18 protein-coding genes are annotated in these 20,844 nt (G+C 51.5%); 12 read left to right on the top strand and 6 right to left on the bottom strand.

What is annotated here, in order from left to right:
- Positions 1-59 precede the first annotated feature (59 nt).
- From hinT to AB3G37_RS16645, 7 genes are all read left to right on the top strand, one after another.
- Entirely contained in the window at positions 60-410 is a 351-nt protein-coding gene (gene hinT / locus AB3G37_RS16675) for a purine nucleoside phosphoramidase (RefSeq protein WP_369788533.1), read from the top strand.
- Between the two features lie 63 nt (positions 411-473).
- Positions 474-842: a YcfL family protein gene (locus AB3G37_RS16670; RefSeq protein ID WP_369788532.1), complete on the top strand. Its 369-nt coding sequence runs from the start codon at positions 474-476 to the stop codon at positions 840-842.
- A 21-nt stretch (positions 843-863) separates the two neighbouring features.
- Complete coding sequence (gene lpoB, locus AB3G37_RS16665; protein ID WP_369788531.1) at positions 864-1,478, top strand: penicillin-binding protein activator LpoB; 615 nt, start codon at positions 864-866, stop codon at positions 1,476-1,478.
- Complete coding sequence (locus tag AB3G37_RS16660) at positions 1,438-2,322, top strand: phosphotransferase (protein WP_369788530.1); 885 nt, start codon at positions 1,438-1,440, stop codon at positions 2,320-2,322. The genes lpoB and AB3G37_RS16660 overlap by 41 nt, the downstream gene beginning before the upstream one ends.
- A gap of 17 nt (positions 2,323-2,339) precedes the next feature.
- On the top strand, positions 2,340-3,374 hold the full coding sequence (gene nagZ / locus AB3G37_RS16655) for a beta-N-acetylhexosaminidase (RefSeq protein ID WP_369788529.1): 1,035 nt from the start codon (positions 2,340-2,342) through the stop codon (positions 3,372-3,374).
- A gap of 261 nt (positions 3,375-3,635) precedes the next feature.
- Positions 3,636-4,940 carry an NAD(P)/FAD-dependent oxidoreductase gene (locus AB3G37_RS16650; RefSeq protein ID WP_369788528.1) on the top strand — a complete coding sequence of 435 codons (1,305 nt, stop codon included), beginning with the start codon at positions 3,636-3,638 and terminating at the stop codon, positions 4,938-4,940.
- Between the two features lie 262 nt (positions 4,941-5,202).
- Entirely contained in the window at positions 5,203-5,745 is a 543-nt protein-coding gene (locus AB3G37_RS16645) for a glycine zipper 2TM domain-containing protein (protein ID WP_009635782.1), read from the top strand.
- Between the two features lie 171 nt (positions 5,746-5,916).
- Here the strand turns inward: AB3G37_RS16645 and mfd are convergent, their stop codons facing one another.
- Entirely contained in the window at positions 5,917-9,366 is a 3,450-nt protein-coding gene (gene mfd / locus AB3G37_RS16640) for a transcription-repair coupling factor (RefSeq protein ID WP_369790981.1), read from the bottom strand.
- A gap of 222 nt (positions 9,367-9,588) precedes the next feature.
- On the opposite strand from mfd, the gene lolC reads away from it, so the two are divergent.
- The 5 genes from lolC to pepT all read left to right on the top strand — a co-directional run bounded on the left by lolC (position 9,589) and on the right by pepT (position 14,950).
- On the top strand, positions 9,589-10,791 hold the full coding sequence (gene lolC, locus AB3G37_RS16635; RefSeq protein ID WP_009635784.1) for a lipoprotein-releasing ABC transporter permease subunit LolC: 1,203 nt from the start codon (positions 9,589-9,591) through the stop codon (positions 10,789-10,791).
- On the top strand, positions 10,784-11,488 hold the full coding sequence (lolD, locus tag AB3G37_RS16630) for a lipoprotein-releasing ABC transporter ATP-binding protein LolD (RefSeq protein WP_009635785.1): 705 nt from the start codon (positions 10,784-10,786) through the stop codon (positions 11,486-11,488). The genes lolC and lolD overlap by 8 nt, the downstream gene beginning before the upstream one ends.
- Before the next feature lie 8 nt (positions 11,489-11,496).
- A complete protein-coding gene (gene lolE, locus AB3G37_RS16625; RefSeq protein ID WP_369790980.1) occupies positions 11,497-12,738 on the top strand; it encodes a lipoprotein-releasing ABC transporter permease subunit LolE in 1,242 nt (413 codons plus the stop codon).
- A gap of 52 nt (positions 12,739-12,790) precedes the next feature.
- Positions 12,791-13,621, top strand: coding sequence for a Sir2 family NAD+-dependent deacetylase (cobB, locus tag AB3G37_RS16620; RefSeq protein WP_009635787.1), 831 nt, complete (start codon positions 12,791-12,793; stop codon positions 13,619-13,621).
- A gap of 99 nt (positions 13,622-13,720) precedes the next feature.
- A complete protein-coding gene (pepT, locus tag AB3G37_RS16615; RefSeq protein WP_369788527.1) occupies positions 13,721-14,950 on the top strand; it encodes a peptidase T in 1,230 nt (409 codons plus the stop codon).
- Positions 14,951-14,997: 47 nt separating this feature from the next.
- On the opposite strand, the gene AB3G37_RS16610 is transcribed toward pepT, so the two are convergent.
- The 5 genes from AB3G37_RS16610 to hflD all read right to left on the bottom strand — a co-directional run bounded on the left by AB3G37_RS16610 (position 14,998) and on the right by hflD (position 20,663).
- Positions 14,998-16,119: a JmjC domain-containing protein gene (locus tag AB3G37_RS16610; protein ID WP_369788526.1), complete on the bottom strand. Its 1,122-nt coding sequence runs from the start codon at positions 16,117-16,119 to the stop codon at positions 14,998-15,000.
- A gap of 124 nt (positions 16,120-16,243) precedes the next feature.
- The gene (gene phoQ / locus AB3G37_RS16605; protein ID WP_009635790.1) at positions 16,244-17,698 is read right to left on the bottom strand and encodes a two-component system sensor histidine kinase PhoQ; all 1,455 of its coding nucleotides are present in this window, start codon (positions 17,696-17,698) and stop codon (positions 16,244-16,246) included.
- Between the two features lie 5 nt (positions 17,699-17,703).
- A complete protein-coding gene (gene phoP, locus AB3G37_RS16600) occupies positions 17,704-18,378 on the bottom strand; it encodes a two-component system response regulator PhoP (RefSeq protein WP_009635791.1) in 675 nt (224 codons plus the stop codon).
- A gap of 214 nt (positions 18,379-18,592) precedes the next feature.
- On the bottom strand, positions 18,593-19,963 hold the full coding sequence (gene purB, locus AB3G37_RS16595; RefSeq protein ID WP_369788525.1) for an adenylosuccinate lyase: 1,371 nt from the start codon (positions 19,961-19,963) through the stop codon (positions 18,593-18,595).
- 73 nt (positions 19,964-20,036) lie between these two features.
- Positions 20,037-20,663 (bottom strand): high frequency lysogenization protein HflD, encoded by a 627-nt coding sequence (gene hflD / locus AB3G37_RS16590; protein WP_009635793.1) that lies wholly within the window; start codon positions 20,661-20,663, stop codon positions 20,037-20,039.
- Positions 20,664-20,844 lie beyond the last annotated feature (181 nt).

The raw sequence follows: 20,844 nt of genomic DNA, 5'->3' as shown, positions 1-20,844 counted from the left end.
GGCTGAATCATACTGCGCTCACAGCTTAAGTAGTGAAGAGCTATCAATGGAGAGAAGTCATGGCCGAAGAAACAATTTTCAGTAAAATTATCCGCCGCGAAATCCCGGCAGATGTAGTTTATCAAGACGAACTGGTTACCGCTTTTCGCGATATCGCGCCGCAGGCCCCCAGCCACATTTTGATCATTCCTAATATCCTGATCCCCACGATGAATGATGTGACGGCAGAGCATGAGGCAGCTTTAGGTCGCATGATGACCGTGGCCGCTAAAATTGCCGAGCAGGAGGGGATCGCAGAGAATGGTTACCGTTTGATTGTTAACTGCAACAAAGACGCCGGTCAGGTGGTGTATCATATACATATGCACCTGGTTGGCGGCCATAATCTAGGCCCTCTGCTGGCGCACTAAAATGCGGCTGGTTCGTTAGATACCCACACCGGTGGGTATCTTGCCGTTTAACGAGGGAAAGGTATGCGATTTTTGATGGCTTGTGCTGTGTTGTTTTTTCTGGCGGGCTGTAGCACTAAACAGGGCATTGCTCTGAATAATCAACAAACCGTGATTATGGAGTCCCCAGTGCTGACCGCCGGTATAATTCCAGGCACGCCGTCGCTGGGTAGCGATCAGGGGCGGCAGAAGGCCACCTTGTCGCTCAGTAATAATCAGTCAAAATCGATAGCAGTTCATTATATATTCTATTGGTATGACAAGCAGGGATTAGACCTGCTGCCTTTTGCCGAACCGCGAACGATTACCGTTCCGGCGGATTCAAACGTTGATATCTACTCGCTAAACGGCAATCTTGATGCGTACAGCGTGCGTGTACACATCTATCTTTAATATCCCGTACGGAGAGGGTTGATGAAAAAGTATTTACTCGTGGCATTGGCAACTTTGGCGTTGAGCGGTTGTATTTCCACACAGCAAGAACAACAGCAGCAAACACAGACCCAACCTCCGGCGACTACTGCACCTATCACAACGGTGCCGCCTATTGGTGCGCCCGAAACGTCGGGCCAGCCTCCGGTTGAAACCATTCCACAACCACCGAAACTGCAAAGTATTGACTGGAGTGCAACGGTTCAGCCTCTGGTGGCTAAAATGCTGAAGGCTGAAGGCGTTCAGTCAGGCAGCGTTCTGCTTCTGGATAACGTGAAAAACAGCACCAATGGTTCGCTGCAAACCGGTAAAATTACCGATGCAATGCACACCGCGTTGGCGTCTAACAATACCTTCACCGTCGTTCCCGCTTCGCAGCTGGCAACAGCCAAACAGGCGATGGGATTATCTGCCGATGATAACCTGGTTTCACGCAGCAAGGCTATTGCACTGGCACGTCAGGTCAATGCCCAATACGTGTTGTACAGCGATGCCAGCGGAAACGTGAAGTCACCGACGCTGGATATGCAACTGATGACCGTTCAGTCTGGCGAAATTGTCTGGTCAGGCAGTGGTGCAGTTCAAAATCAAAACTAATCCTTCCCTCGAGGCATGGGTTAAAAAATATCTTCCGGCGGATTATTCCGCCGGTTGCATTTTTACACCTGTAGAAGGTCTCAGCAGTGAGAGCTGGCGTATCGAAGCAGCAAGCGGTGTGTATCTTGCGCGATTGCAGTCGACTGAAAAACGACAGCTGGGTATCGACAGGCGCAGGGAAAATCGGTTGTTGCGTCATCTATCTTCAAAGCACATTGCCCCACAGGTTTATGCCTGGGCCTGTCCGTGGCTGGTGGTGAATTGGATCGCCGGAGAAACGCTTGATGAGAAGCACTTTTTTGCCGCTCAGTCTCAACAACAGCTGGCCGCTCTGCTGGCAAAGCTTCACCGCAGCCAGCCGTGTGGCGAAACGCTGGATATCAAAAGGCGTTTTGCCGACTATTGGCAACTGATTGACCGCCGCCGGTTAACGCCGTCCTGGCTGCATTTACATAAACGGTTACTCAAGCAACGATTGCCTAGGGCGTTAAAAATATCTCTCGCGCATATGGATATTCACCCGCAAAATTGGGTCAACAGCCCTGAAGGAATACGTTTGATCGACTGGGAGTACGCGGTGTCTGCGGATATAGGCCTTGAATTTGCCGCGCTATTTAGCGGTAATGCTTATAGCAAAACTCAGCGGTATGAATTGTTGCAAGCGTATGCCCAACAAGGCGGTTTTGGTGATGTTGCAAGGCTTGAGCAACAGGTTCGCCAGTGGCGACTTTGGCTCGAATATTTGATGCTGATGTGGTTTGAAGTGCGCTGGCAGCAAACGGCCGATATTCGTTATGCAAGCTGGGCGCAGCCACTGCGTCAGAAATTATTATCTGAATTTTAGAACAGGAGTATTGGGTCTTGGGTCCAGTCATGTTAGATGTTGCCAGCTTCGAGCTGGATGCTGAAGAGCGCGAAATTTTACAGCACCCGCTGGTGGGTGGATTGATATTGTTTACCCGTAATTATCACGACGTTGAACAGTTGCAGGAGCTGATCCGCCAAATCCGCGCGGCTTCCCGCGAGCGTCTGGTGCTGGCGGTCGATCAGGAAGGCGGTCGTGTTCAGCGTTTCCGCGAAGGTTTTACCCGTATCCCTGCGGCTCAGTCTTTTGCTGCTTTAAACGATGAGCGCGAAGCCGGTAGCTTGGCAGAAGAGGCCGGTTGGCTGATGGCGGCAGAAATGATCGCCATGGATATTGATATCAGTTTTGCCCCAGTGTTGGACATCGGCCATATTAGCGCTGCGATTGGTGAGCGTTCTTTCCATCAAGACTCGCAAAAAGCGCTGGATATCGCCGAGCGCTACATTCGCGGTATGCACGCGGCTGGCATGAAAGTGACCGGCAAGCATTTTCCCGGACATGGCGCAGTCACTGCCGATTCTCATAAGGAAACGCCACGGGATAATCGTCCGTTGGAAGTAATCCGCCAGCATGACATGGCCATTTTCCGTCAACTGATTGAACGCAAGATGCTCGATGCTGTGATGCCTGCACATGTGATTTATACCGATGCCGATCCTCTCCCAGCAAGTGGATCGCCTTACTGGTTAAAGAAAATATTACGCCAGGAACTTGGTTTTAAAGGCATTATTTTCTCCGACGATCTGTCGATGGAAGGGGCTGCGGTAATGGGCAGTTACGCCGAGCGCGCTCAGGCTTCATTGAATGCTGGCTGCGACATGATTCTGGTTTGCAATAACCGTGATGGCGCAGTTAGCGTGCTCGACAACCTGCCGCCAATGAAAGCCGACGGTGTGGCCTCGCTGTATCACGGCGGTGGCTGGCACGGCAAATCGAGTCGACAGGCATTACGCGACTCCGATCGTTGGAAAAAATCCCACCAAGAGCTTACCGAGCTAGATACTCGTTGGCAGGCACACAAACAGGCTTAATATTTTCTGCGCTAAACATCTGCTGTAACGATTCTCCTCCTCGGCTTCCCGGTGCTAACTAATTGAATAGCAAGATGCAAAATTTTTGTTATCACCGGGGATTATCAAAAACAATTGATGTAGATCAATTTTGGTATAATCAACGGACTCCCGCGTGTTATCCTCATTCTTGAAGATGATTTAACTTGAGCAACCCTATGTTATCTAAGGATAATAACGTTACCCTTAGATAACATTTGGTTTACATTTGAGGGAGTCATAGTGACTGAAGCAAAGAAAAAAATTGTGATAATCGGCGGTGGAGCGGGCGGTCTTGAGCTTGCGACCAGCCTGGGTCACAAACTTGGCCGCAGCAGCAAAGCCGAGATAGTGTTGGTCGACCGCAACCACAGCCATCTGTGGAAGCCGTTGCTGCATGAAGTTGCCACCGGAAGTCTTGACGACGGCGTCGATGCGTTAAGCTATCTGGCTCACGCGCGCAATCATGGATTTACATTCCAAATCGGCTCTTTAACCGATATCAATCGTGAAAATAAAACCATCAAGTTGGCTGAAATCCGTGACACCAACGGTGAGCTGCTGGTGGCCGAGCGCGACCTGGCTTACGATCAGCTGGTTATGGCGCTGGGCAGCACTTCAAATGATTTCGGTACGCCGGGCATTAAAGAAAACTGTATCTTCCTGGACAACCCGCATCAGGCACATCGCTTCCACAATGAAATGCTTAACCTGTTTCTGAAATATTCGGCCAATCCTGATAAAACCGGGACAGTTAATATTGCGATTGTTGGCGGTGGCGCGACGGGCGTTGAACTGTCTGCCGAGCTGCATAATGCAGTAAAAGAATTGCACAGCTATGGCTTTGAAGGCCTTCAAAATAGTGCGTTAAACGTGACACTGGTTGAAGCTGGTGAGCGAATTCTGCCTGCACTGCCTGCGCGTATCTCCGAGGCGGCGCATCAGGAATTGACCAAGATTGGCGTTCGGGTCTTAACCAAAACCATGGTAACAAGCGCGGAGAAAAAGGGTCTAAACACTAAGGATGGCGAATTTATTGCTGCCGATCTGATGGTGTGGGCTGCGGGTATTAAAGCGCCTGATTTCCTCAAAGATATTTCAGGGTTGGAAACCAACCGCATTAATCAGCTGGTGGTCGAGCCTACGCTGCAAACCACGCGCGATCCTGATATCTACGCGATTGGTGACTGTGCTTCCTGTGCCTTGCCGTCAGGTGGTTTTGTGCCTCCGCGCGCGCAGTCTGCGCATCAAATGGCTTCTCGCTGTTTTGCCAATATCATCGCACAGCGCAACGGTCGAACGCTGAAACCTTATCTCTATAAGGATCACGGTTCTTTGGTCTCGTTGTCGCGCTTTAGCACTGTTGGCAGTCTGATGGGGAATCTGACCAAGGGCTCGATGATGATTGAAGGCCGTCTGGCCCGCATGGTGTATGTTTCTTTATACCGCATGCATCAGATTGCTCTGCACGGCTATATTAAAACAGGTTTAATGATGTTTGTTGGCAGTATTAATCGGGTTTTGCGCCCGCGACTCAAGCTTCACTAAGTCGCTATTTGGCCTCCGGTTTTTTTTAACTGGAGGCTGAATCGATTCGAGTTTCTTTCTAATTAATGTTTATTAACTTCTTGGCTATTCACCATATCTTCGGGACAACTTTTAATTTGGTTTGTTAACACTGTTTTCCTGAGAATTATCTTAAAGATAGATTTACACCTCTCACTTCCCGTGTTTTATCCAAATGTCTTATTGTCCGTCGTAGGCTAATTGAGCAAACTTTACCGTGATATCACTTTCAGGAGGATGTCCTGTGAATAAGTCAATGTTAGCTGGCGTCGGGATAGGCGTCGCAGCAGCCCTGGGGGTTGCGGCAGTAGCAAGTATGAACGTTTTTTCTTCCGGTCCTCAATATGCGCAGGTCGTCAGTGCAACGCCTATCAAGGAAACCACGAAAACCCCGCGTCAGGAATGTCGTAATGTGACCGTGACGCACCGTCGTCCAGTACAGGATGAGAATCAAATCGCGGGCTCATTGCTGGGTGCGGTTGCCGGTGGGGTGATTGGTCATCAATTTGGTGGCGGTCATGGGCGCAGTTTGGCGACAGTTGCGGGAGCAATCGGCGGTGGTTATGCGGGTAATCGTGTCCAAAGCAGCATGCAGGACAATGATACTTACACCACTCAGCGTCAGCGTTGTACCACAGTGTATGACAAGTCAGAAAAAATGCTGGGCTATGATGTGACCTACAAAATCGACGGCCAGCAGGGCAAAGTACGGATGGATCACGATCCTGGTACCAAGATCCCGTTGGATAAGAGCGGGCAGTTGGAATTAAGCACCGTTCGTAGTTAAGAACTTGTCCAATAATACGCTCTGCCAAATATCGTGCATTTAAAAACAATAGTTAAAGATGTTTAAATGACGATGTAGGACACCCATGGCACAGTCGTAAAAGATAAATTGCCAATGAAAAGCCCGAGTTTTAAGCTCGGGCTTTTTTGTGCCTGTTATTTAACAATTAATTTAGCCAGGGAGCTGATTGGCGGCGAACTCTTCCAGCAGCTCATCAACAAACTTCAGACGTTTTGGTCGGTCAGTAAGATCCAGCATAAACTTCAGTTTGCTCGGACCATCGAGGCGATAAACCTGTGGCTGCTTCTGTAACAGGCCAATCAAGTAACTCGGATTGACACGATTTTTGTCGCTGAAATCAACAAAGCCGCCGCGCTCGTTGCCTTCAATGCGCTTGATGCCGAGTTGTTTGGCTTTCAGGCGCAGTATGGCGATGCTGAGCAGGTTGCGCGCGCCGTCGGGCAGGGTGCCAAAGCGGTCAATCAGTTCGACCCGCATTTCGTCGACCTCCTGTGTGGTACGCGCACTGGCGATGCGTTTATACAGCGACAGGCGAGTGTTAACATCGGGGATAAACTCTTCTGGCAGCAGCGCGGGCATGCGCATTTCGACTTCGGTCTGGCTGGTAGTCAAGTCTTCCAGAGAAGGTTCACGGCCTTCTTTTAACGCTTCGACGGCGTTCTCCAACAGCTCCATATACAGCGAGAAGCCAATGGTACTCATCTGGCCGCTCTGGCCTTCGCCGAGTAGCTCACCGGCACCGCGGATCTCGAGGTCATGAGTTGCCAGTGCAAAACCAGCACCTAAATCTTCAAGCGAGGCAATAGCTTCGAGGCGTTTATGCGCATCGACAGACATCGCCTTCGGATTTGGCGTCAGCAGGTAAGCGTAGGCCTGATGATGCGATCGGCCTACGCGGCCTCGCAGCTGGTGCAACTGTGCCAAACCGAAATGGTCGGCGCGTTCAATGATGATGGTATTGGCGCTGGGAATATCGATCCCGGTTTCGATAATGGTGGTACATACCAAAACATTAAAACGCTGGTGATGGAAATCATTCATCACCCTTTCGAGATCACGTTCGCGCATCTGGCCGTGTCCGATGGCAATTCGCGCCTCGGGCACCAATTCAGCCAGGCGTTCCGTGGCTTTATCGATATTGGCCACGTCGTTATAGAGATAGTAAACCTGCCCACCGCGCAGGATTTCGCGCAGGATTGCCTCGCGAACGACCAGGCTGTCGTACTCTCGCACGAAGGTTTTTACCGCCAGACGTCGTGCCGGTGGCGTGGCGATAATCGACAGATCACGCATGCCGCTCATCGCCATGTTCAAGGTTCGTGGAATAGGCGTGGCGGTCAGCGTCAGGATGTCGACATCGGCGCGCATTGCCTTGATTCGTTCTTTATGACGCACGCCAAAACGGTGTTCTTCATCGACGATCAGCAGGCCCAGATCTTTCCAGCGTAAATCGCTTTGCAGCAACTTATGAGTACCGATAATGATATCGACTTTGCCTTCAATGGCCTCTTCCAGCACCGTTTGCTGCTCTTTGGCGCTGCGAAAACGTGACATCATTTCAATACGGATTGGCCAGTTGGCGAATCGATCGCGGAAGTTATCGAAGTGCTGCTGTGCCAGCAGGGTGGTCGGCACCAGTACGGCAACCTGCTTATTGTTGGAGACGGCAAGAAACGCGGCACGCATCGCAACTTCGGTTTTACCAAAGCCCACATCACCGCATACCAGGCGATCCATAGCCAGTGGCTGGGTCATATCGGTCAGCACGGCGTTAATGGCCTGTGACTGATCCACGGTGGTCTCAAACGGGAAGGTTTGGCAGAACAGCTGGTATTGTTCCTTGTCGTGCTTGAAGGCGAAGCCTGTCTTGGCCTCTCGCTGAGCATAGATATCCAACAGCTCGGCGGCCACGTCACGCACTTTCTCTGCTGCTTTTTGCCGCGCTTTAGACCAGGCTTCACCGCCGAGTTTATGCAACGGCGCAGATTCGTCGGCACCGCCGGAATAGCGGCTAATTAAATGCAGCGAGGAAACCGGCACGTAAAGCTTGTCTTCCCCCGCATAGGTTAAAATCAGGTATTCGGCCTTGATGCCGCCCGCTTCTAGAGTCGTCAGGCCGAGATAGCGTCCGACGCCGTGTTCGAGATGCACTACCGGCTGACCGGGGCGCAATTCGGCAAGGTTGCGGATCAGGGTATCGGTATTAATTGCCCGGCGAGTATCCTGCCTGCGACGGGCAACGCGCTCGCCGAGCATGTCACTTTCGCACACCAGCGCGAGCTGATTTGCGGTATCCAGGAAACCCTTTTCGCAGGCACCGATCATGATGTATCGGCCCGGGGCGACGGCTTCTTCAATTCGCGTAATCAGCCGTGGATTGATCTTGATACGGCCAAGCAAATCTTGCAGCGTTTCGCGACGACCCTCACTTTCCACCGAGAATACCAGGCTGCCGCTAAAGGATTCGTTAAAACGGCGCAGGTTATCCATCGGCGCTTTGTTTTGCGGCACCACAGATAAGTCCGGCAAAGTCTGATAGCCAAGATTCGTATTGGCGGCTTTAGCGGACAACTCATCGGTTTTCAGCTGAACCCGTGGCCACTGTTTCAGTTCGGCAAACAGCCCATCGACTTTTAGCCACAGCAGTTCTGGCTCCACCAGCGGACGCATCGGGTCAACGCGGCGGCTCTCATAGCGCGTCACCACGTCAAGCCAGAAGCGCTCGGCGGCGTGTTCGAGATCGCCAGTATTGAGCAGCAACGTATTTTTCGGCAAATAGCTGAACAGGCTGCTTAGCGGCTGGCTGAAAAACAGTGGCTGCCAGTATTCAATACCCGCCGGGAAAGTGCCTTTAGTTACCTGCTGATAAACGTGCTCGGCGTCGCGGCGCACTTCAAACTTCTCGCGAAACTGGCTGCGGAACAGCTCGATAGCGTTTTTGTCGGTAGGAAATTCGTGTGCCGGAAGCAGATTAATAAAATCAACTTCACTCAACGTGCGCTGGGTGTCGACGTCAAACAGGCGCAGGCTGTCGATTTCATCGTCAAAAAAGTCAATGCGGAACGGTTCGTCGCTGCCCATGGGGTACAGGTCAAGCAGGGCACCACGGGTGGCAAACTCGCCGTGTTCCATCACCTGGTCGACACTGCGATAGCCCGCCTGCTCAAGCTGTGAACGGAGCTTGTCGCGTGACAGGCGCTGGCCTTTCTTCATCACCAGCGCATGGCCGTGCAAAAACTCGTGCGGGCAAACGCGCTGCATCAGAGTATTCACCGGCAGAATAATAATTCCCCGTTCCATTGTCGGCAGTTGGTACAGGCTCGACAGGCGGGCAGAAATAATTTCCTGATGTGGGGAGAAACTGTCATAAGGCAGCGTTTCCCAGTCAGACAAACTGATGACTTTATGCTCGGTAAACTGCTGGATCTCATCACGTAAACGCAGAGCATTCTGCATGTCAGGAGCGATAAGCATCACCGGACCTGGGTGGCGTTCACTGATTTGCGCACACTCCAGCGCACAGGCTGACCCAGTCAGTTGCCCGAGTTGGCGGGTATCGCCGGGACGTTCTGGCAGTGAGTAACGCGTTCCTTGAGGCATTTTTTGAAGCATAAGCTATTTCGCTATCTCTTTAGTCGGCGGTAAGGGCCAGATTTATAAACCGTATCTTGCGATGGTGTTTACTATCAGGTCAATCCGATTTGTACACGACTCTTCATAAATAAAAGCCGCAAAGTTACACCGTTAATGGTTCCATAAAGCGCATGTAGCCTTTATTATCCTTGATCACTTTGCAATGAGCTACTGCACTTAACGGATTTCATGTATCAACCTGTCGCGTTATTTATCGGCCTGCGTTACATGCGCGGGCGTGCTTCAGACCGCTTTGGGCGGTTTGTCTCCTGGCTATCCACCATTGGCATTACCCTTGGGGTGATGGCGCTGGTCACTGTATTGTCGGTTATGAACGGATTTGAGAAAGAACTCGAAAGTAATATTTTGGGTCTCATGCCTCAAGCGTACATCACCACGCCGCAGGGATCGCTGAATCCACAACAAATTACCCACGATGACGCCGCAAAACTGCAGGGTGTGAATCGAGCTGTGCCGTTTACTACCGGCGATGTGGTGCTGCAAAGCCCCGCCAGCGTAGCAGTTGGCGTGATGCTGGGAATTGATCCGCAGCAAAAAGACAATTTGTCCAATACGCTGGTGGGTGTGAGTCAGCAGGAGCTGCAGCCGGGTCAATTCAAGGTCATTCTTGGCGACCAGCTTGCGCAGCAGCTGAAAGTCAAGCGCGGCGACCAGCTGCGTCTGATGGTCACCAGCGTCAGCCAGTTTACGCCGATGGGCCGTATTCCCAGCCAGCGTCTGTTTACTGTAGCAGGCACTTTTGCTGCCAACAGCGAAGTTGATGGCTATGAGATGCTGGTCAATATTCAGGATGCTTCGCGCATGATGCTTTACCCGTTGGGCAACGTCACCGGCTGGCGTTTGTATCTGAATAAACCGCTTGATGTCGACTCACTGAGTACCCAGTCGTTGCCGAAGGGCACGCAGTGGAAAGACTGGCGCGAACGTCGCGGAGAGCTGTTCCAGGCGGTGCGCATGGAGAAAAATATGATGGGCCTGCTGCTTAGCCTGATTGTGGCGGTTGCGGCGTTCAACATTATTACCTCTCTTGGCCTGCTGGTGATGGAAAAGCAGGGCGAAGTCGCCATCCTGAAAACCCAAGGCCTGACTCGCCGGCAGATTATGGCGATCTTTATGGTGCAGGGTGCCAGCGCCGGTATTATCGGAGCACTGCTTGGTGCCTTGCTGGGCGTGCTGCTTGCAACCCAACTTAACACCATCATGCCTGCGATTGGCGTATTGCTCGACGGCGCTTCATTGCCGGTGGCTATCGAGCCGACGCAGGTCGTGGTTATTGCGCTGGTGGCCATGGTCATCGCGTTGTTGTCTACGTTTTACCCTTCATGGCGCGCCGCCGCCGCCCAACCCGCAGAGGCTTTACGTTATGAGTGATTCTTTGTTGTTGCAGTGCGAAAACCTCTGTAAAACTTACCAGGAAGGCAAACTGCATACTGACGTGCTGCGTAATGTTTCGTTTGCCATCAAGCCGGGTGAGATGATGGCGATTGTCGGCAGTTCTGGTTCTGGTAAAAGTACTTTGCTGCACCTGCTGGGCGGTCTGGACTCTCCCACTTCCGGCGAAGTGGTATTTAAAGGCAAGTCGCTTAACGAGATGTCTTCAGCCGCCAAGGCTGAATTGCGTAATCGTCAGTTGGGCTTTATCTACCAGTTCCACCACTTGCTGCCAGATTTCACGGCGCTGGAAAATGTGGCAATGCCGTTGCTGATTGGTAAAAACAAGGCTTCCGAAGTGCAGGATAAAGCCCGTGAAATGCTGGCTGCTGTAGGGCTTGAGCATCGCAGCAAGCATCGTCCTTCCGAGCTGTCGGGCGGTGAGCGCCAGCGTGTGGCGATTGCTCGTGCGCTGGTGAATAACCCGTCTCTGGTGCTGGCCGATGAACCGACTGGTAACCTTGACCAGAAAAATGCTGACAGCATTTTTGAACTGCTTGGTGAGCTTAACGTCCGTCAGGGCACGGCGTTTCTGGTGGTCACCCATGACTTGCAGTTGGCTAATCGTCTTAGCCGTCAGTTGGAAATGCGCGACGGCAAGTTACAGCAGGATTCTACCCTGCTGGGGGCGCGTTAATGTCAGCGATGCCTTTTTCCCTGCTTATCGGCCTGCGTTTTAGCCGTGGCCGCCGTCGTGGCGGCATGATTTCACTCATTTCGGTGATTTCCACACTGGGAATCGCGCTGGGGGTGGCAGTATTGATCGTCGGCCTGAGTGCGATGAACGGTTTTGAACGTGAACTTAAAGATCGCGTGCTTGCGGTCGTACCTCACGGGCAAATTAGTCCGGTCAATCAGCCCTTTAACGGCTGGCAGGGCGTGATAGATCGCGTTGAGAAGGTGCCGGGTATTGTTGCCGCCGCGCCTTATGTGCAGTTTAGCGGGCTGATTGAAAATGGTGCCAAGCTGCGTGCTTTACAGGTTAAAGGTGTTGATCCACAACAGGAAGGGCGCGTTAGCGCTGTGCCAAACTTCGTACAGGGCGACGCCTGGCAGAATTTTAAAGCCGGCGAGCAGCAGATAATCCTGGGTAAAGGGGTCGCTGATGCCCTAAACGTCAAGCAGGGTGACTGGGTCACGGTCATGATCCCCAACAGTGACCCCGAAATGAAGCTATTGCAGCCCAAGCGCATTCGTCTGCACGTCACCGGTATTCTGCAATTAAGTGGTCAGCTCGATCACAGCATGGCGATGGTGCCGTTGGCCGATGCTCAGCAATATCAGGAGATGGGAACCAGCGTGACCGGAATCGACATCAAAGTTAATGATGTCTTTGCTGCCAACAAACTGGTTCGTGATGCGGGAGAGGTCACAAAAGCCTACGTTTACATTAGCAGTTGGATAGGTACTTACGGTTATATGTATCGTGATATCCAGATGATCCGCGCCATTATGTATCTGGCGATGGTGCTGGTGATCGGCGTGGCCTGCTTCAATATTGTCTCTACGCTGGTGATGGCGGTCAAAGATAAAAGCAGCGATATTGCCGTGCTGAGAACCTTGGGCGCTAAAGATGGCCTGATCCGCGCGGTGTTTATCTGGTACGGTTTGATGGCCGGTTTGGTCGGCAGTGTTTGCGGCGTAGTGATCGGCGTGATTGCATCGCTGGAGTTGACCAATATTATCAACGTATTGCAAAAATTGGTCGGGCATAAGTTTTTATCCGGTGATATTTATTTCATCGATTTTTTGCCATCGGAACTGCATTGGTTAGACGTGGTCAGCGTTTTGGCTACCGCACTGGTATTGAGCCTGCTCGCCAGCTGGTATCCTGCGCGTCGCGCTAGCCGTATTGATCCCGCACGCGTGTTAAGCGGCGGTCAGTAAACAATCTTAACGATTAAACACGTTTTCCGAGTCAAGAAAAGGAGCGGTGAATATGCGCACAAGCCATCGGCTGCGTCGATTTCGCAAAAATAAGCGCATACGCCATCAGCGTTTTCGGTCAAATATCTTCCATCGCGACAGCATGGCCGCGGCGCAGTTAAAGAGACCGTTTGTTGTGGTGCTCACCGGAGCCGGAATTTCGGCCGAGTCAGGGATACGTACTTTCCGCGCCGCAGACGGCCTGTGGGAAGAGCATAAAGTCGAAGACGTGGCGACGCCTGAAGGTTATCGCCGTGATCCACAGCTGGTGCAGGCGTTTTACAATGCCCGCCGCCAACAGCTGCAGGAAGAGGAAATCAAACCTAATTCCGCGCACTACGCGCTGGCTACGTTGGAAGAGGCGTTGGGCGATAACTTTTTACTGGTCACACAAAACATTGATAACCTGCATGAGCGCGCAGGCAGTTCACGGATTTTGCATATGCATGGTGAATTGATGAAAGTGCGTTGTACCGAGTCCGGACAGGTATTTGACTGGCCCAAGGACTTATCGGTAGACGATCGCTGTCACTGTTGCCAGTTCCCGGCACCGCTGCGCCCGCATGTGGTGTGGTTTGGTGAGATGCCGGTGCGCATGGATGAAATTTACACGGCGCTTTCCAGGGCGGATTTCTTTATCGCTATCGGTACTTCTGGCCACGTTTATCCGGCTGCAGGATTTGTTCACGAAGCCCGCATACAGGGAGCTCACACCTTTGAACTTAACCTTGAGCCTAGCCAGGTCGAGAGCCAGTTTGACGAGCGTATTTACGGCCTGGCCAGCGAAGTAGTGCCGGAGTTTGTGCACGCCTTCCTAACCAATAAGAGTGAGAGTTGGGGTTAAATCTCGGGTTCCAGTAACGCAAGGTATAATGACCTGAAGCAATATCCGTGATATTCAGGCTGCGCATAATGAGGTCTTATCGCCTCTGGATACCTGAATATGGATATGTTACTGGAACGCTTCTTGCACTATCTGACTTTTGATACCCAATCAAAAGTGAACGCCAAGTCTACCCCAAGCAGTGACGGGCAAACCCGACTCGCTTACTCACTGCGGGACGAACTTATCTCTTTAGGATTCGACGCGGTAACGTTAAGCCCCAAAGGCTGCGTAATGGCAACCCTTGCCACCAACGTCAGCTGGCCGGTGCCAAGTCTGGGGTTTATCGCCCATCTGGATACTTCGCCTGATTTTTCCGGCAAAAATGTCAACCCACAGATTATCGAAAACTATCGCGGTGGTGATGTCGCACTGGGTCAGGGAGAAGAGTATCTCTCACCAGTGATGTTCCCTGTCATGCACCAGCTGCTGGGCCAAACATTAATCACCACCGACGGTAAATCCCTGCTCGGTGCCGATGACAAAGCCGGGATTGCAGAAATAATTACTGCCATGCAGCGTCTGAAAAACAGCAATCTGCCGCACGGCACGCTGCGTATGGCTTTTACGCCCGATGAAGAGATTGGCAAGGGCGCGCAGAATTTTGATGTTGAGCAGTTTGCAGCCGATTGGGCCTATACCGTTGATGGTGGCGGGTTGGGCGAGCTTGAGTTCGAAAATTTTAATGCTGCTTCAGCCACCATAAAAATCGTCGGTAACAATGTGCATCCCGGAAGTGCGAAAGGAGTGATGGTCAATGCCCTGTCATTGGCGATGCGTTTTCATCTCGCTTTACCTGATGATCAAACACCGGAAACCACCTCTGACTATCAAGGGTTTTATCATCTTACCAGCGTCAAGGGCACGGTAGAACGCGCCGAAATGCATTACATCTTGCGTGATTTTGACCACGCAGGATTTTCTTCGCGTAAACAGAAGATGGTGGAAGTGGCTGAGCGGGTAGGAAAAGGGCTGCATCCGGATTGTTATATTGAAGTGACGTTGGATGACCATTACTACAACATGCGCGATGAAATCCTCAAACATCCGCACACCATCGAATTGGCGAAGCGGGCAATGGCAGATTGCAATATCAAAGCTGTAATCAGGCCTATTCGCGGCGGCACCGATGGAGCACAGCTCTCGTTTCGCGGATTACCCTGCCCGAATATTTTCACCGGTGGCTATAACTTCCACGGCAAGCATGAGTTTATTACTTTGCAGGGAATGGAAAGTGCGGTTGAGGTGATCATGCGTTTGGCACAATTGGTGGCTGAGGATCATCGTTGATCCTGGTCTTCCCCTGCAAGCAGGGGAAGGAGCCAGCGGCATTGATATTATTCGTTAAAATACCAGTAGCCGTTGTTTACCAGTGCACAAAGCAGTGCAAGGAAGGAAGGATCTTCCATCGCATCGCCGAGCATAGCGTGGGTAACAGTCATATTACGGCTCAATGCATCGGCCGCGTGCAGATGCTCAGTCTCAATCTTTTCGCCGTTTACGTAGCAACGATCGCCAACACGCAGCACGCGCAGGCCACCGAGACGTTGCAGCGTTTCGCCTGCTTCCAGTAATTCGTAAACTTCACCAGGCTGATAAGGCGGCTCGGGTGGCGCAACGTCAAGCTCATGGCGCGATTGGGAAATAAATTCACCCATCCAATTGTTGAAGTGCTCAGGGTTGCCTATCAGATCCTGCATCATGCTGCGCATACCGTCGAGCTCGTGTTGCTGGATCTCGGCAGAGTTTTCGCGTTTCACCAAGTCTGCATCGGTATAGCGTTTGCCGCCTAATTCACGTGACAAAACGTAATCTGCAAAGCCGCTTATCATCTCGCGCGAACTTGGCGCACGGAAGCCAACGGAATAGTTGATGGCATTTTCCAGTGAGTAACCTTCGTGCGGGAAACCTGGTGGAATATAGATAATATCGCCCGGTTCCATCTCTTCATCGATGATGGCATCGAAAGGCTCAACCTGCAGCAGATCAGGATGAGGCGTGTGCTGCTTCATCGGGATCTTCTCGCCTACTCGCCAGCGACGACGGCCAGTGCCCTGAATGATAAATACATCGTATTGGTCAAGATGTGGGCCAACGCCGCCGCCGGGAACCGAGAAGGAGATCATCAGATCATCCATGCGCCAATCGGGTATCTGGCGGAAAGGGCGCATCAGGCGTGCGGAAGGCTCGTGCCAATGATCGACAGCCTGAACAAGAATCGACCAGTTGTTTTCGCCAAGGTGATCATAGCTTTCGAAAGGACCGTGTTTCACATCCCAGCGCCCTTGGTCATGGCTGACCAAACGGCTATCGACTTCATTTTCCATGGCAAGACCTGCCAGTTCGTCGGGAGAAATCGGATCGATAAAGTTTTTAAAGCCGCGTTTAAGCAGGACTGGACGTTTTTGCCAATAACGAGCAAAAAATTCGTCCCAGTCTAAATCAAGTTGATAATCCATTTAGTTTTTCCACGGATTGCTAAAGTCTGTGATGGATTATAACGGAACATCGCGGTGCTGGCTTAGGCAATCGCCAGCAAATTTGTACAATGGTGCGTCAATCACATCATGTTGGCGCGCTAAATCAGGATTGATCGCTGTCATGCTGCTGGCCAAAGCAGATGCGCATGCTGGCACCCCCCAACTCACTTTCACCGATCAGGATCTTGCCATCATACTGCTCGATAATTTCGCTGGCGAGAGACAGCCCAAGACCCTGACCAGGCCGCAGAGTATCCGCTCGCTGTCCTCGTTTGAAAATTAGCTCACGCTGATGTTCAGCAATTCCAGGGCCGTCGTCCTCAACCAAAATCACTAGCTCGTTTTCAGTGTGCACCGCGCTGATTTCTACAAATTCAAGACAGTATTTGCAGGCGTTGTCGATGACATTGCCCAGAATCTCCATGAAATCGTTTTTTTCGCCGATAAAGGTGATTTCCGGTGAAATGTCTACCGTTAGCTCAACGCCTTTTCGTTGATAAACCTTATTCAGCGCCGAACACAGGCTGTCGAGTAACGCAGGAACCGAGTGGATTTCTCGCACCAGAATCAAATGTTCGGAACGCAACGTGGCGCGATGCAGGTAATAGCCAATCTGTTGTGAAATACGGCTGATCTGCTCGAGCATGATCGGTTCGGCTTTCTCGATTGTCATCTGCTGGCTGTTACGCAGTGAGCGCAGGGTGGTCTGTAACACCGCCAGAGGTGTTTTCAGACTATGAGTCAGGTCGGCAAGTGTCGTGCGGTAACGGTCATAACGACTACGTTCGCTGCTGAGCAAAATATTCAGGTTACGCACCAGCCCGCGCAGTTCGTGCGGCGTGTGCTCGTCGAGCAGTTCACGCTCTTTGGTTTCCAGCTCGGCAACCTGTCCGATGAGCGCCTTGATAGGTCTCAGGCTCCAATAGGCCACCAGCCACAGCAGTGGCACCACCAGCAGCAGGTTGGCGAGCAGCACATAGCTAAACCATTCCCACACCAGGTCAGAGTGCTGCAATTCTTGCGGAATACTGTCGATGACCACGATATTCAGCGCCGGTAAACGAGAGGTCGCCGCATAGGTATTGACCGCCACCGAGTGCGTCATTGCCGTGGCGTTGTTGGCATCATAATTTTTGAGCTGATTCTGTGCGCGCGGATTATTGCCTACTACTTCACTGGAGGTGAGTGGGTCGGTGTCCAAATCGTAAAAGCCGGCTTTGTTCAGCCAGCTTTTTTGTATTTGCGCCTCAAGATCCGGCACACGGCGCTGCGCCCAGAGTAGCTTGCCGTTATTATCGTAGATAAATACTAACGTCGGGAAGTTGAGATCCAAATCCGGGGGCACATTGATGCTGAGTTTGTTGTCTCGCCATTGGGCAAGGCTAAAAAACAGGTTACTTTCACCGCGCAGCAGGCGGTAAGCCGTTTTATCAAAGCTCACCATGTAGCCGACCACCGCCACCAGGCCATAGGCCAGCGACAGGGCAAGCACCACCGCCGCAGTCGCCATCATATAGCGCGAACGCAGCGAGAACGGATTTTTACTCTTGGATCTCATTAGATTCAAGGCCGAATATCAAAGCGATAACCTTGACCTCGAACCGTTGTAATCACCTCGACCGGATGTTCAACCTGCAGTTTTTTACGTAAGCGACCCATCAAAACGTCAACGGTGTGGCTCTCGCGCAGTTCGGCATCGGGGTAAAGCTGCAACATCAGGCTGTCTTTGCTGACTACTTTTCCAGCGTTGCGGATCAGCGTTTCAATGATGGTGTATTCAAAAGCGGTAAGTTTAACCGGTTGATCGTTAACGGTAAGCTCACGACGAGACAGGTCAATACTGAACGGCGGCAGGGCAATGACCTGTGAGGCAAGCCCGCTGTTGCGGCGCATCAAGGCCTGCATGCGAGCAATGACTTCTTCCAGATGAAAAGGCTTGGTGACGTAATCGTCGGCACCGGCTTCCAGCACCGCAACTTTGTCCTGCCAGCTTTCACGCGCAGTCAGTACTAGAATCGGCAATTTTACCTGATGATTGCGCCAGCGCTGGATCATGCTGAGTCCGTCTTCACCGGGCAAACCCAGATCGACGATAGCGATATCCGGCGCATGTTCCTGCAGAAAATAGTCGGCCTCTTTGGCATCCTCTGCGGAATCTACCTGATTACCCATTTCCCGCAGCTGCACAGAAAGGTGATGGCGCAAAAGCGCATTATCTTCAACGACTAAAATTCGCATAACGTTCTCCGGTTTCGGCTAAGGCTCATTATGATCGTCATAAGATAAACCTGTTATCAACCATAAGGTGGAAAATATAAACGAAATATAAATGAGAAACGAAAGGCGCGTCGGGTTATTTGTTCATAACGTGACGAAATCGGGCGAGAGTTAAAAAAATAGGGCAAAAACGCGTGGTTTCTGCCCCATCGAACTTATTTTAAACTGACGGGGATTATTTCAGTTCGTCAACCATGGTGGTCGCACGGCCAATATAGTTGGCTGGGGTCATGGCTTTCAGGCGTACTTTCTCTTCTTCCGGCAGCTCCAGGCTGTCGATGAAGACTTGCATGCCCTGAGCATCAACGCGTTTACCACGAGTCAGCTCTTTCAGTTTTTCGTATGGCTTTTCAATACTATAACGGCGCATTACGGTTTGAATTGGCTCAGCCAGCACTTCCCAGTTGCGGTCCAGCTCGCCAACAAGGTTAGCTTCGTTGACTTCAAGCTTGCTGATGCCTTTCATGGTTGCCTGATAGGCAATCAGCGCATAGCCAAGACCCACGCCCAAGTTACGCAGCACAGTGGAGTCGGTCAGGTCACGCTGCCAGCGCGAAACCGGCAATTTGCTCGCCAAATGTCCCAGAACGGCATTCGCCAGACCCAGATTGCCTTCGGAGTTTTCGAAGTCAATTGGATTAACTTTATGCGGCATGGTTGAAGAACCGATTTCGCCAGCAATAGTTTTCTGTTTGAAGTGGTTCAGCGCGATGTAACCCCAAATATCACGATCGAAATCGATCAGGATGGTATTGAAGCGTGCAACGCAGTCAAACAGCTCGGCAATATAGTCGTGCGGCTCGATTTGCGTGGTGTATGGGTTCCAGGTAATGCCCAGCGAGGTCACAAACTCTTCGCTGAACTGATGCCAGTCAACCTCAGGATAAGCCACAATGTGCGCATTGTAGTTGCCAACAGCACCGTTAATTTTACCCAGGATTTCAACCTGTTGCAGCTGCTTAACCTGACGATCCATGCGGTAGGCGACGTTAGCCAGCTCTTTACCAATGGTTGACGGGGTCGCAGGCTGTCCATGGGTGCGAGATAGCAGTGGAATGTCGCGATACTGGTGTGCAAGCGCTTTAAGAGAATCAACAATTTTTAACCAGTACGGCAGAACCACGTCCTGACGGGCAGTTTGCAGCATCAGCGCGTGAGACAGGTTGTTGATATCTTCAGAGGTACAGGCAAAGTGGATGAACTCGGAAACCGCATGCAGAGCCGGGATGTCTGCTACTTTTTCTTTCAGGAAATATTCCACAGCCTTGACGTCATGGTTAGTGGTTTTTTCAATGTCTTTAATACGCTGTGCGTCTTTTTCATCGAAATTGGCCACCAACTGGTCAAGGAAAGCGTTTGCGTCGGCATCAAAAGCAGGAACTTCTTTGATTTCTGCACAGGTGGCCAATTTTTGCAGCCAACGTACTTCAACCTGCACGCGAAATTTCAGCAAACCAAATTCGCTGAAGATTGAGCGCAGCGCGCTGACTTTGTCACCGTAGCGTCCATCAACGGGGGAAACGGCTGTCAGTGAGGATAATTCCATCGGTAGCAACTCCAGGATCTTATTAACAGTAGAATTTCATACCTGCTTGCAGCAGGTATAACAAATCAGATTTTCAGCAACGGGCGAGGATGCTTTTCGCCTGTTCGAACAATCGGTTACGGGAAAACATTAGCTGCAGACGGCCACCGCCTACTTGCTGCCAAAGTACTGCTGCGCGGATACCCGCGAGAAGCAAGGCCCGGACTTTAGCCTGAATTTGCGTGTTCTGCAAAATTGCCGGTGTGCCGATCACTTGAATGCGCGGACCGGCAGGGCTGACAATATCGACATATATCGACGCCAGCGAACTCATTACCTGCTCCGATTCCAGTTCAAAATGTGCCAACTGGCGATCTAACTGATCGATGCGCTGACCCAACTGATCCATGGACGATTTTTTTGCGTGCAGTTTACGCTCAAGCACCATCAGACTCAAAGTATAGCGCGTCAATTCCGCGCCTAATCCCTGACGGTTGGCGTTGAGCACGCCGAGCAAGGTTTCGAGCCCCATTTTGAGGTTGGCTTCATTATTGCCATACACTGCCAGTGTGGAAGCCGGATTCATTTCGAGCAGGCTGCGCAGTGAAACGGTCATTTCTTCCTTGGCGCAGTTACCTTCGTGGGCCAATTGCTGAACTAAACGCGCAGATTGGCACATACCAGCCAATGCCAGCGTAATGTCATAATAGTTTTTGGCCACGATTACTCCTGTAAGCGTTGCTCAATAGCAACATTCTGCGACTTTTTCTGAGTGCCCAACTAATGGCGACAGATCATGCCATAAAACGGCGGCTAAACACAGCGCCGAAAGGCAGCGAATCCATTGCTAAAGTCGATAACATAAGTCCAAGAGCGTAAACCTGGTGGGTAATAAGCGTTTT

The organism is Rouxiella sp. WC2420 (assembly GCF_041200025.1).
Lineage (GTDB): Bacteria > Pseudomonadota > Gammaproteobacteria > Enterobacterales > Enterobacteriaceae > Rouxiella.
This window is presented reverse-complemented; position numbering and strand designations above follow the sequence as displayed.

Bases quoted from the DNA above. Each gene is read 5' to 3' on its own strand.
- AB3G37_RS16670 (WP_369788532.1), top strand. From the start codon at position 474: ATGCGATTTTTGATGGCTTGTGCTGTGTTGTTTTTTCTGGCGGGCTGT.
- pepT (WP_369788527.1), top strand. From the start codon at position 13,721: ATGGATATGTTACTGGAACGCTTCTTGCACTATCTGACTTTTGATACC.
- AB3G37_RS16610 (WP_369788526.1), bottom strand. From the start codon at position 16,119: ATGGATTATCAACTTGATTTAGACTGGGACGAATTTTTTGCTCGTTAT.
- lolC (WP_009635784.1), top strand. From the start codon at position 9,589: ATGTATCAACCTGTCGCGTTATTTATCGGCCTGCGTTACATGCGCGGG.
- phoP (WP_009635791.1), bottom strand. From the start codon at position 18,378: ATGCGAATTTTAGTCGTTGAAGATAATGCGCTTTTGCGCCATCACCTT.
- lolD (WP_009635785.1), top strand. From the start codon at position 10,784: ATGAGTGATTCTTTGTTGTTGCAGTGCGAAAACCTCTGTAAAACTTAC.
- cobB (WP_009635787.1), top strand. From the start codon at position 12,791: ATGCGCACAAGCCATCGGCTGCGTCGATTTCGCAAAAATAAGCGCATA.
- hinT (WP_369788533.1), top strand. From the start codon at position 60: ATGGCCGAAGAAACAATTTTCAGTAAAATTATCCGCCGCGAAATCCCG.
- purB (WP_369788525.1), bottom strand. From the start codon at position 19,963: ATGGAATTATCCTCACTGACAGCCGTTTCCCCCGTTGATGGACGCTAC.
- phoQ (WP_009635790.1), bottom strand. From the start codon at position 17,698: ATGAGATCCAAGAGTAAAAATCCGTTCTCGCTGCGTTCGCGCTATATG.
- lpoB (WP_369788531.1), top strand. From the start codon at position 864: ATGAAAAAGTATTTACTCGTGGCATTGGCAACTTTGGCGTTGAGCGGT.
- mfd (WP_369790981.1), bottom strand. From the start codon at position 9,366: ATGCCTCAAGGAACGCGTTACTCACTGCCAGAACGTCCCGGCGATACC.
- lolE (WP_369790980.1), top strand. From the start codon at position 11,497: ATGCCTTTTTCCCTGCTTATCGGCCTGCGTTTTAGCCGTGGCCGCCGT.